Below are 11,094 nucleotides of genomic sequence, written 5' to 3'. Positions count from 1 at the left end.
ATCGTTTACTGTTCATTACTTGTTTTTAGTATTGAAGTAAACAGTAGAATTATTTTGAGCTGGGATGTTTTTTGCATCACTGCGTTAGTTTTTAGTTGGATACTTTTTTTCACAACCCAAGCTAATGAATTATGTCATATTGTTGAAAAGCAAGATGAAAATCTTAAAACCATTTTTAGTATTGTACTTATTGCTGTGGTTTCAAGTCTCCTTGGTACTTTGGCACTGATAAATGAAAAAAATGATGTAACGGAAAATAAACTTTTTCATGCCATTATTTCCTTATCGCCTATTGCCTTTTCGTGGCTATTACTTCATACAACGTTCACGATTCGATATGCACATTTATACCACGACCATAATCAACTCAACACAGGTAGCAAAGTTGGCGGAGTTAAATTTCCAGGTAAAACAAAACCCGATTATTTAGATTTCGCTTATTTTTCATTTGTAATTGGAATGACTTTTCAGGTATCCGACGTTGTGATAACTTCTCAGGTTATTAGGCGATTTGTTTTAATGCACAGTCTAATATCATTTGTATTTAACACCGTTATAGTGGCACTTACTATTAGTGCAATTTCTAATATAAAATAACAAACCCATAATAATCATGGAACACAAACACATTTATGACAAAAACGGCAAAAGAATTTGTTGTAACCAAGAAGAAAAAATATATCACAAAGCGGACGCAACTGATATTTTGAAAACTGGACACGCTAAAAACGATGGTCATCAGCATGATGAGCACGAAGTTCACGACCATGATGAAGAAGATGACGAAGACCACGACCATTCGGGCAGTGAAAATCAAACTACTTTTCAACTATTTTTGCCCGCCATCATCAGTTTTAGTTTATTGATTTTGGGAATTGCCTTAGATAATTATTTCAAACCCGAATGGTTTACGGGTTGGGTACGCATCGCCTTATATGCCTTGGCATACATCCCCGTAGGTTTCCCCGTGATAAAAGAAGCGATTGAAAGTATAGGAAAAGGAGAGATATTTTCAGAATTTTTATTGATGGTTATTGCCACTATCGGAGCGGGTGCCATTGGCGAATATCCAGAAGGCGTGGCAGTTATGCTGTTTTATGCCGTTGGTGAGATTTTCCAGACCTTGGCAGTTCGTAGAGCCAAAGGAAATATTAAGGCATTGCTCGACCAGCGACCAGACGAAGTAACCATTCTGGAAAATGACAAACCTAAAACCGTAAAAGCCGAAACCGTGAGTTTAGACAGTATTATTCAACTAAAATCAGGGGAGAAATTAGCCTTAGATGGTGAATTAATTTCCGATTCAGCCTCTTTCAACACGGCAGCACTCACAGGCGAAAGTAAACCTGATACCAAAGCAAAAGGCGATACCGTTTTGGCAGGAATGATAAACTTAAATACGATTGCCTTAGTGAAAGTAACCACCGCTTACACCGATAGTAAACTCTCGAAAATCTTGGAAATGGTGCAAAATGCCACCGCCCAAAAAGCCCCAACGGAGTTATTTATTAGGAAATTTGCCAAAATATATACGCCTATTGTGGTGCTTTTAGCGGTATTAATTATTGCAATTCCGTATTTTGTGGTGAGTGATTATGTTTTCAGAGATTGGTTATACCGTGCCTTGGTTTTCTTGGTAATATCATGTCCTTGTGCGTTGGTTATTTCTATTCCTTTGGGCTATTTTGGAGGAATTGGTGCGGCTTCAAAAAATGGTATTTTGTTTAAAGGAAGCAACTTTTTGGATATAATTGCCAATATTCAAAACGTGGTGATGGACAAAACGGGTACCATGACCGAAGGCGTTTTCAAAGTGCAAGAAGTGGTGTTTAAACCCGAATTCAACAAAGACGAAATCCTAAGTATGGTTAATGCTTTGGAAAGTAAAAGTACGCACCCCGTAGCAACTGCCATTCATCAATTTGTGGGAGAAATAAAGACAGACAATGAACTAAAAGACATCGAAGAAATTGCGGGACACGGATTAAAAGCGGTGATTGATAGAAAAGAATTGTTGGTTGGTAACTTTAAATTGATGGATAAATTCAGTATCAAATACGATATTGACCCAACCACAATTGTCTATACGTTGATTGCCATAGCTTACGATAAGAAATTTGTGGGCTATTTAACCATTGCCGATTCCATTAAAGAAGATGCCCAAGAAGCCGTGAATAAATTGAAGTCATTGGGCGTAAAAACCACGATGTTAAGTGGAGATAAAAGCAATGTTGTAAAATTCGTAGCGGATAAATTAGGTATCATAAACGCCTTTGGCGACCTTCTGCCCGAAGATAAAGTAAACAAAGTCAAAGAGTTAAAAGATAAAAATGAAACCGTAGCTTTTGTGGGCGATGGTGTAAACGATGCTCCCGTTGTGGCTTTGAGCGATGTTGGAATTGCGATGGGCGGATTGGGCAGTGATGCAACCATAGAAACTGCCGATGTGGTCATTCAAGACGATAGACCTTCAAAAATACCAATGGCAATCAATATCGGAAAGCAAACAAAACGAATTGTTTGGCAAAATATCACTTTGGCATTTGTAGTAAAAGCCATCGTTTTAGTTCTTGGTGCAGGTGGATTAGCAACCATGTGGGAGGCAGTTTTTGCCGATGTGGGCGTGGCACTCTTAGCGATTTTGAATGCGGTTAGAATTCAGCGGATGCAGTTTTGAATGGGAAATTACTAAAAAACGAAAAAATAACTCTTGTAACGTTACGTAACGCTTATTTGTAATGTTACAAGAAACATTTTGAGGTATTTGGCTATAAAACATCGTTTATTTATATTTTCTTTACTGAAACCTTTTTATTATTAATTCTTTTTCGATATTTCATTAAGCAATAATGATTATTAATTTGCCCTACAAACTCGCATAACCCGATAGTATATCAACACAATAGCATGGAAATAACCACTTTGGAGTACCTCAAAAATTATGAAGCAAACAATACTTCTGATATACCATCTAATTCTAAGCATGAAAGTATGTTACGATTATATCCAAATCCATTAGCTATTTTTATACGTTGGATTATTTATTTGCAACAATTTGTCCCTGCTTGAATTGGTGGGCAAGGCATAGTTCCGTAACTGCAAAATACGCAACAATCACCCTGCAATGGTTTTAGTACTGTATTACAACTTTCACATTCATAGAAAAATTGACAAACTTCGGTTGGCATTTTTTCCGTTTTTTTATGTCCGCAGTTTGGGCAAGTAATTTCTGACATTAACATTGTTTCCATTATGATATGATTCTGCTTTTTAGTGATTTGTAGCCTGTCGAATTGATGGCTTTTTCGATTTTTTGGATGGTGGTTTGTTTTCTATCAAATTTTACAATTGCATTCCCTTTATCGTATGAAACTACAATTTCCACAATGCCTTTTAGTTTGCTAATTTCTGTTTTTACGTGGTGTTCACAACCCGAACAAGTCATTCCTTTTATTGTAAACTCGACTTGCGAAACGTCGCCCGTCTTAATTTCAGAAGTTGTGGCAATAATCATTCTGCTCTCTGTCTTAGGAAAAAAGATGTAAGCATAACTTGGGAATGATAAAAGTAAAACCGTTATAATGGAAATTATTCCCAAAAATGATTTTGTTTGCATAAAATTTATTTTTTGATTTGTTTCACACTTACAGTCAATTTGTTTTTGAGGTTTTAGTTTTTGATACCAAGCAAAGCCAAGTACCAAAAAAGTCATACCAATAAAATAAGGTCGGAAAGGTTCGAGCCACGAAAAGGTAGAAGCAAGTCCACTTGAACCTGCAACGATTGCCAAAACTGGCGTAATGCAACACAAAGACGATGCAATTGCTGTCAAAAGTCCTGCACTAATGATTTTATTGTCTGTTTTCATATTGTTTCTAAAATTTTATTGTCGTTAAGTATTTTGAAAAACGGTTTGAGCATTTTTTCATATTCCTTTGTTAAGGAGTAAAAAATGGTCTGTGCTTCTTTCTCTGATTGAATAAGTTTTCGGTCTTTCATTTTTCTTAAATGTTGTGAGATGGCTGAAATTGTCAAACCCAAAATGTCGCTCAAATCACAAACGCAAAGTCGGTTTTCTTCGTAAAGTAAAAACAGAATTTTTAGTCTTACGTTGTTACCCACCAATTCAAGTCCGCTTGATAAAGTGTCAAATGAGCCATTGAGTTCTGAAACTCTATCTTTACAACGGTAAATTTGTTTAACGTCCGCCCGTTGTCTACTACAAGTTAAATCCTCCATAACGCAAAGGTAGCAAACTTTATTATTTAAGCAAATGCTAAAATAATAAAATAAAAAATAGCCGATAATATGTGACTTATATAACTTGAATCCCATTTGCAGAGTATATTAATTTTTAGGCTCAACAACCAAATGTTTTTCAAATTATACATCAAATTCCTTATCAAATAAACCATCCTATAAACCCCCACAATAATCAAACGAAAGTCATTGATAAAAACGATGCAACTCTTATAAAATAAGTATCTTTATGAGGTTTTTATCTAATCTTATCAAAATGCCTAAGAATATTGCTTATTTACGTGTCTCAACGCTCGAACAAGACAACTCCAAAAACAAAACCGATATTCTTTCATTAGCCAATGAAAAAGGCTTAGGCAAAGTGGAATTTGTGGAAGACAAAATTTCGGGGAAAGTGTCTTGGAAGGAAAGGCAGATTTTTACAATTCTCAATAAACTTGAAAAAGGAGACGTACTTTTGATTAGTGAGTTTTCGAGATTGGGGCGAAGTATGTTGGAAATTATGGAAATCATTTTGTTTGCCATTGACAAAGAGATCAAAATGTACACCGTCAAAGGCAATTGGCAATTGGACGACACTATCCAAAGTAAAATCATGGCGATGGTTTTTGCGATGGCAGCCGAGATAGAAAGAGATTTAATTTCCCAAAGAACCAAGGAAGCCTTACGGGTGAAAAAAGCGAACGGTATGATTTTGGGTCGTCCGAAAGGACCAGGGAAAAGTAAATTGGATATTTACCGAGTTGAGATAGAAGCCTTACTTCAAAATGGTTCAACACAAAGTTTTATTGCCAATCGTTACGGAGCCACCGAGGCAACTTTGAGTAATTGGATTTCTAAGAATAAAATTCAAAAACCTAAAAATAATGGGATGAAAGATAAAATGTTAGCATAATGTATTTTGTATCTATCTTCACAAAATACATTTGCTGCCGAAAATAGTGAATTTCAAAACTAAAATGAATAAGTGAATTTCAATTTTTGGGATACAAAATCAAACCTAAATTTACGATAACTATTCAATAACAATTCCTGCTTTTTTGAAGGTGGTATTTTCTTTTTATTATCAATACTATCCGATGTAGATTTATTTTTTAAAAATAAAAATTAACCCGAGATAACCAGTAAGTAAGCAATAATTTTTATCCCCATTTATTTTAAGAACTCTATTGCTTACATAATGTTCAAAAGATTTGAACTCTTCCACTCGTGACACACTTTGTCAGCATCTATCTTCAAGGAATTTACCCACCACACATTTTTCCATACAGTTTAACCGAAATTTACGAATCTTTTGTTTGACAATTACAAGTTTAAATTGAGAATTTTTCTATTTAGCCTCCCTCCTATTTAATTTCTTTTCCATAATTTTCACCCCCCAAGTTCATATTTCACTGAAAAACTTTATCTTTGGTATTTAGTTGTAAACCATTGATATTAATTGATTTAGATGTTAAGACCAGAAGATTCCGCCAGACACACCATTGACAAAAAACTAATCGAAGCAGGTTGGCTTATTCAGAAATTTTCCAAAATTAACTTTTCGGCAGGTATCGGAATTGCCATTGAAGAATTTCCGACTGAATCAGGTCCAGCCGACTACGCTTTATTTATCGAACGTAAAATGGTTGGCATCATCGAAGCCAAAGCCGAAGGCACAACTTTGTCGAAAGTCGAGGAACAATCTGCACGATACGCCAGTTCCAATACCAAATGGAAAGCTGATAACTCTACCCCCGTTTTTATCTATGAATCTACTGGAGTTGAAACCCATTTTACAGATTTCAGAGACCCCAAACCAAGAGCCAGAGAAGTATTCAACTTTCACCGTCCCGAAACCTTGAAAGATTGGCTAAAACAGTGCAAATCCCTCAGAACGAGACTTTTAACGTTTCCAGTTTTAAATCCTACGGGTTTTCGGGAATGTCAAATCAACGCTATCCAAAATCTTGAAAACACCTTTGCTAAGAATCGACCACGTTCCTTAGTTCACATGGCTACTGGAGCGGGAAAGACGTTCACTGCCATTTCATCTATTTATCGTTTATTGAAATTTTCAGAAGCCAAACGAGTTTTATTTCTGGTTGATACCCGTCAATTGGGCGAACAGGCAGAACAAGAATTCCAAGCCTATACGCCCAACGATGATAAGCAAAAATTTACGGAATTATATAACGTACAGCGACTCAAAAGTAGTTTTATTGATACTAATGCGAAGGTTTGTATTTGTACAATTCAACGGATGTACTCCATTTTGAGAGGTGAAGAAATGGACGAAAGTTTGGAAGAAGTTTCATTAAACGAAATTCAGCAAACGGGCAGACCCAAAGAAGTAGCCTATAATGCCAAAGTACCTATTGAAATGTTTGATTTTGTCATTATTGATGAATGCCACCGTAGCATTTACAATTTGTGGCGGCAAGTGATTGAATATTTTGATGCCTTTTTGATTGGACTCACCGCCACGCCCGATGACAGAACTTTTGGTTTTTTCAATAAAAATATTGTCAGTGAATATCCCTGGGAACAGTCAGTTGCCGATGGGGTAAACGTGCCTTTTGATGTATTCAATATTGTTACTGAAATTTCAAAAAATGGGGCTGTTATCACCCAAGAAGCCACCCAATACATTGAAACGAGGGTAAAACAATCTCGTAAAAAAGTATGGGAATCTTTGGAAGAAGACACCGCCTATACGCATAAACAATTAGATAATTCGGTTGTTAATTTTACCCAAATTCGTACCGTAATTCAGGAATTCAAAAAGGCATTACAAACAAAAATATTTCCCGAAAGAATCAATAAAGATGGAGAATATGAAGTGCCTAAAACCTTGATTTTTGCCAAAACCGATGCCCACGCTCAGGATATAATTGACATCGTTCGAGAGGAATTTGACGAAGGAAATGAGTTCTGTAAAAAAATAACCTACAATACTGAAAAACCAGCCGATGTGCTGAGTCAATTTCGCACGAGTTATCATCCTCGCATCGCCGTAACGGTTGATATGATTGCCACGGGAACTGACGTGAAAGCGTTGGAATGCCTTTTGTTTATGCGAGATGTGAAATCGAGGTTCTTCCTGCAAATCTGCGAAAAATTCACCTTTCAAACTAAGGAGATAGTTATACTATTTGCTTTCAATACTTTTCTTATATCTTTTTACGGATGAAATACTAATACCTGTGAGTTTTACGATTTCTGAAACAGACATATCTTTTTCTAAAGCAGTCTTAACCCTTTCGTAGTTCTGTTGATTAATACCAGTCGGTCTTCCAATATGCTTTCCCTTCGCTTTTGCCAACAATTGCCCAGCCCTTGTTTTTTCTAAGATAGTTTCACGGTCAAATTCAGCCAGAGATGCAAAAATGGATAATATGAGTTTTCCTGCGGGCGTGGTTGTGTCAATTCCGACATCAAGAGCTTTGAAATTTATTTTCTTTCTTGCAAAGTCATTAACTAAATTAATTAGATGATCTCTGTTTCTTCCCAACCTAAAAAAGCGAGCGACAACAACGGTATCATCTTCTCTCAAAACAGCAAGCATTTCATCTAAGGCAAGTCGTTGAGTAGTTACTCCAGAAATTTTATCCTGAAAAATTCTATCACAGCCAAATTTTTCTAAGGCTTCAATTTGTGTATCAAGGTTTTGGTCGATTGTCGAAACACGTGCGTAGCCGAAAACTTTATTCATAAAGTATCAAAAAGTTAGTTTCACAAATATAAATGTTTGATTTTTGTTGAACCTACTTTTTGGACTATATTTTTAAAAGAAATGTTAGAGTTATTCGATTAAAAATAGATGGTTCAGAAAGGTACAACTTTTTGGACTGTCTGTTTTAACTTAATTTATCAAATATGCCTGTAACATTTTTAAACAATCAAGAACGAAAGCATTACGAACAAATTCCCATAATAGGCGAAGTAGAAATGCGGCAGCATTTTTATTTGAATCAAACCGACAAGATATTTTTAGTTTCTTTCAATGGAGAATTAAACCGTATATCGGTAGGAGTGCAATTATGCTTGTTACGATATTTAGGATATGTCCCCAATAATTGGAATATTGAAGTTGGTGTAGCAATCATTGATTTTGTTGCTCAACAACTCTATAACAAGCCACAATATAAATCTTTGATTGATTATGGGAAATGGGATAAGGTTCGGAGCAATCACTTGCAGGGAATTCTCAAACACTTAAATTTTCGTAAATGGCAGCCCTTGATGGATGAACTCATCTTTGAAAAATGGCTTGTCGAACAAGGAATGGAGCATGAGAACGAAAGATATTTATTAGCAATACTTTGTGAGAAACTGCATCGAGCGAAAATACTTCGCCCTTCCATTAGTACATTGGAAACTTTAGTGGCTGGAATCCGAGAACAATTAGAAGTAGAAACCTATCAACGCTTATCAAATCTGTTGAAAGAAGATTTCAATAAGAAATTAGATAATTTATTGGACGTTGATGCTTCAAGAAGAATAACAAAGCATCGTTGGCTCTGCACAATGCCAAACTCAAATACTGCTAAAGAAATTAACTTTATGTTTGAAAAAGTTGATTTTTTAATTGATATGGGAGTAAAAACTTGGGATTTTGCACCACTTTCTGACAATAGAAGAAAGCGATTAGCCCATACAGTACGCACCACAAATAACACCGATTTAAAACGTTTCAAAAAGATAAGACTATATCCAATGTTGATTTGTTTTCTTGCGGAAAGTTTCTTAGACATTAGTGATATGATTTTAGTGATGTATGCTGATTATTGGAAAAAAATGAGTAACAAAGCTAAAAAAGCATTAGATATATGTTTATTAGAAGATGTAAAATCACAACAAAAAGCCATAAAAATTGTAACCCAAACAAGCCAAATAGTAGTAGATGAAAGCATTGACGACCCACACTTACGCCCAAAAATTTATGAAAAAGTACCTAAAATGCAGATTCAAGATGCCTTGCAAATGCTTACAGAAAAACAGCAAAAAACGTATTCTCACTTGGCATTTTTGAGATATTCATACCCAACCATGAAGCAATTTACACCTAATTTGTTGGCAAAGTTTGATTTCAAAGTAGCTTTTACAAAAGATAATTTTGATTCAGCATTAACTTTGGTAAAAGACCTGCAAACAGGCAAGAAAAGAAAAATACCCCAAGATACCCCCATGAATTTTGTGAGTGCTAATTGGCAAAAAATTGTTCTTCAAGGTGGGATAGTTCATCAACAAAACTATGAACTTTGTGTACTTTCATTACTAAAAGATAGACTTCAATCGGGTGATGTCTACATAGATTTATCTCGCAAATTTGCCAATCTTGAAAGTCTTTTACTTGAGAAAAATTATTGGAAAACACATCAAGAGCGTATTTGGCAAGAGTTGAATTTGCCTAATTTAACTATAAAAATAGATGAAAAAGTAAAAGAATTGGCTGATTTATTGCCAAAATTGTCGGAAAAGTTGGCTCAAGCTAACGATATTCGTATAGAAAATGACTTATTGGTAGTTTCGCCTTTGAGTGCTGATGACATACCACCATCGGCAAAAATGCTACAAGAACAAATTAATACAAGACTACCAAAGGTTTCGTTAGTGGAAATGATTCAGGAGGTAGATAGCTGGATAAACTATTCAAAAGAATTAGAAAACGCTTATTCGGCACGGAATCCACAACACCAAAACCTCAAATATGCAGCTTTGTTTGCTAATGCTTGTAATCTTTCATTGGCTGATTTGGCTCGTTCTTCTGATTTAGATTATCAGCAGCTTTGGTGGGTGGCTAATAATTATTTTGCTGATGAAAATCTCAAAAAAGCTAATAATTTACTTGTCAATTACCACAATAAACAATGGCTTAGTGGGTATTGGGGCGGTGGTACATTGTCATCTTCTGATGGACAACGATTTCCTACCAATGGCAAAATTCGCAATGCCAAAACGCTACCGAAATATTTTGGTTATGGGCAAGGAGTACAAATTTATACCCATACAGCTGACCAGTTTTCTCAATTTGGTAGTCAAATTATTAGTGTCCACGAACGGGATGCAACCTATGTCTTGAATGAAATTTTAGCGAATGAAACAGACTTGCAACTTGATGAACATACGACCGACACACATGGTTACTCTGATTTGAATTTTGCTCTCTTTGATTTAGTAGGAAAACATTTTCATCCCAGAATCAAAGACTTGAAAAGCCAAAGACTTTACAAAGTAGTTGGCAATGGAGTTCCTCAAATTACTTATCCAGCATTGAAATTCACTGGTACGGTTAATGTGGATTATCTCAAAAAACATAAAGACGAAATGACACGAGTAGCTGCTTCCTTAAGGATGGGTACTGTTACTGCTCCTACACTTATTGCTAAACTACAAGCCTATCCAAAGCAAAATAATCTGATGTATGTCCTACAATCTTATGGGCAGTTAGTCAAAACCACCTTTATCTGTAAATATTTACTAAGCCAACCTTTAAGAAAGAAAATTAATGCCCAACTCAACAAAGGTGAGCAACTGCATGGATTGCGAGTATATTTATGGTTTGGAGGGGATGGCTTCATTCGTAAAAGACAAGAACAGGAGCAACAAATAACGGCACGAAGCCTTAATTTACTGACTAATATTGTCATTGTTTGGAATACCGTTTATATCCAAGAAGTGCTAAAAAAACTCCAAAATGAAGGAATTCGGGTAGATGAGAATGATTTTGAGCATATTTCTCCTGCTCCTTTTGAACATATCAATCGCTTAGGAAAGTATGCTTTTGATGTAATTTTTGAAAAAGAAACAAATGGACTTAGACCATTACGAAAAAACAACTAATATTTTAGT

General features: G+C 35.5%; 10 protein-coding genes. 6 read left to right on the top strand and 4 right to left on the bottom strand.

Annotated features, from left to right (window positions below):
• The 3 genes from AC07XN_RS11530 to AC07XN_RS11520 form a co-directional block, all read left to right on the top strand.
• Positions 1–597, top strand: a 597-nt coding sequence (locus AC07XN_RS11530; protein ID WP_494743182.1) for a DUF1345 domain-containing protein, incomplete at its 5' end; no start/stop codon positions are given.
• Positions 598–613: 16 nt separating this feature from the next.
• Positions 614–2,677, top strand: a complete 2,064-nt coding sequence (locus AC07XN_RS11525; protein WP_494743181.1) for a heavy metal translocating P-type ATPase — start codon at positions 614–616, stop codon at positions 2,675–2,677.
• Positions 2,678–2,907: 230 nt separating this feature from the next.
• Entirely contained in the window at positions 2,908–3,069 is a 162-nt protein-coding gene (locus tag AC07XN_RS11520; protein ID WP_494743183.1) for a hypothetical protein, read from the top strand.
• Here the strand turns inward: AC07XN_RS11520 and AC07XN_RS11515 are convergent.
• The 3 genes from AC07XN_RS11515 to AC07XN_RS11505 are packed head-to-tail and all read right to left on the bottom strand — an operon-like array spanning position 3,042 to position 4,239.
• Entirely contained in the window at positions 3,042–3,251 is a 210-nt protein-coding gene (locus tag AC07XN_RS11515) for a GDCCVxC domain-containing (seleno)protein (protein ID WP_494743180.1), read from the bottom strand. The genes AC07XN_RS11520 and AC07XN_RS11515 overlap by 28 nt on opposite strands.
• On the bottom strand, positions 3,251–3,868 hold the full coding sequence (merTP, locus tag AC07XN_RS11510; RefSeq protein WP_494743179.1) for a mercuric transport protein MerTP: 618 nt from the start codon (positions 3,866–3,868) through the stop codon (positions 3,251–3,253). The genes AC07XN_RS11515 and merTP overlap by 1 nt, the downstream gene beginning before the upstream one ends.
• Positions 3,865–4,239 (bottom strand): ArsR/SmtB family transcription factor, encoded by a 375-nt coding sequence (locus AC07XN_RS11505; RefSeq protein WP_494743178.1) that lies wholly within the window; start codon positions 4,237–4,239, stop codon positions 3,865–3,867. The genes merTP and AC07XN_RS11505 overlap by 4 nt, the downstream gene beginning before the upstream one ends.
• 250 nt (positions 4,240–4,489) lie before the next feature.
• On the opposite strand from AC07XN_RS11505, the gene AC07XN_RS11500 reads away from it, so the two are divergent.
• Positions 4,490–5,155 (top strand): recombinase family protein, encoded by a 666-nt coding sequence (locus AC07XN_RS11500; protein WP_494743177.1) that lies wholly within the window; start codon positions 4,490–4,492, stop codon positions 5,153–5,155.
• Between the two features lie 555 nt (positions 5,156–5,710).
• A complete protein-coding gene (locus AC07XN_RS11495; RefSeq protein WP_494743176.1) occupies positions 5,711–7,432 on the top strand; it encodes a DEAD/DEAH box helicase family protein in 1,722 nt (573 codons plus the stop codon).
• Here AC07XN_RS11495 and AC07XN_RS11490 read toward each other — a convergent pair.
• Positions 7,391–7,954, bottom strand: a complete 564-nt coding sequence (locus AC07XN_RS11490; protein ID WP_367285676.1) for a recombinase family protein — start codon at positions 7,952–7,954, stop codon at positions 7,391–7,393. The genes AC07XN_RS11495 and AC07XN_RS11490 overlap by 42 nt on opposite strands.
• Positions 7,955–8,118: 164 nt before the next feature.
• Here AC07XN_RS11490 and AC07XN_RS11485 point away from each other — a divergent pair, with 164 nt between their 5' ends.
• Positions 8,119–11,085: a Tn3 family transposase gene (locus tag AC07XN_RS11485; RefSeq protein WP_494743175.1), complete on the top strand. Its 2,967-nt coding sequence runs from the start codon at positions 8,119–8,121 to the stop codon at positions 11,083–11,085.
• The last annotated feature ends 9 nt before the right edge of the window (positions 11,086–11,094 follow it).

It is taken from the genome of Arcicella sp. GW458-12-2-14-TSB2 (assembly GCF_059423785.1).
Note: the sequence above shows the minus strand (reverse complement) of the source record. Positions and strands in the feature narration are given on the sequence as shown.

Excerpts from the sequence above, each read along its gene's own strand:
- AC07XN_RS11525 (WP_494743181.1), top strand. The coding sequence starts at position 614 with ATGGAACACAAACACATTTATGACAAAAACGGCAAAAGAATTTGTTGT.
- AC07XN_RS11520 (WP_494743183.1), top strand. The coding sequence starts at position 2,908 with ATGGAAATAACCACTTTGGAGTACCTCAAAAATTATGAAGCAAACAAT.
- AC07XN_RS11515 (WP_494743180.1), bottom strand. The coding sequence starts at position 3,251 with ATGGAAACAATGTTAATGTCAGAAATTACTTGCCCAAACTGCGGACAT.
- merTP (WP_494743179.1), bottom strand. The coding sequence starts at position 3,868 with ATGAAAACAGACAATAAAATCATTAGTGCAGGACTTTTGACAGCAATT.
- AC07XN_RS11505 (WP_494743178.1), bottom strand. The coding sequence starts at position 4,239 with ATGGAGGATTTAACTTGTAGTAGACAACGGGCGGACGTTAAACAAATT.
- AC07XN_RS11500 (WP_494743177.1), top strand. The coding sequence starts at position 4,490 with ATGAGGTTTTTATCTAATCTTATCAAAATGCCTAAGAATATTGCTTAT.
- AC07XN_RS11495 (WP_494743176.1), top strand. The coding sequence starts at position 5,711 with ATGTTAAGACCAGAAGATTCCGCCAGACACACCATTGACAAAAAACTA.
- AC07XN_RS11490 (WP_367285676.1), bottom strand. The coding sequence starts at position 7,954 with ATGAATAAAGTTTTCGGCTACGCACGTGTTTCGACAATCGACCAAAAC.
- AC07XN_RS11485 (WP_494743175.1), top strand. The coding sequence starts at position 8,119 with ATGCCTGTAACATTTTTAAACAATCAAGAACGAAAGCATTACGAACAA.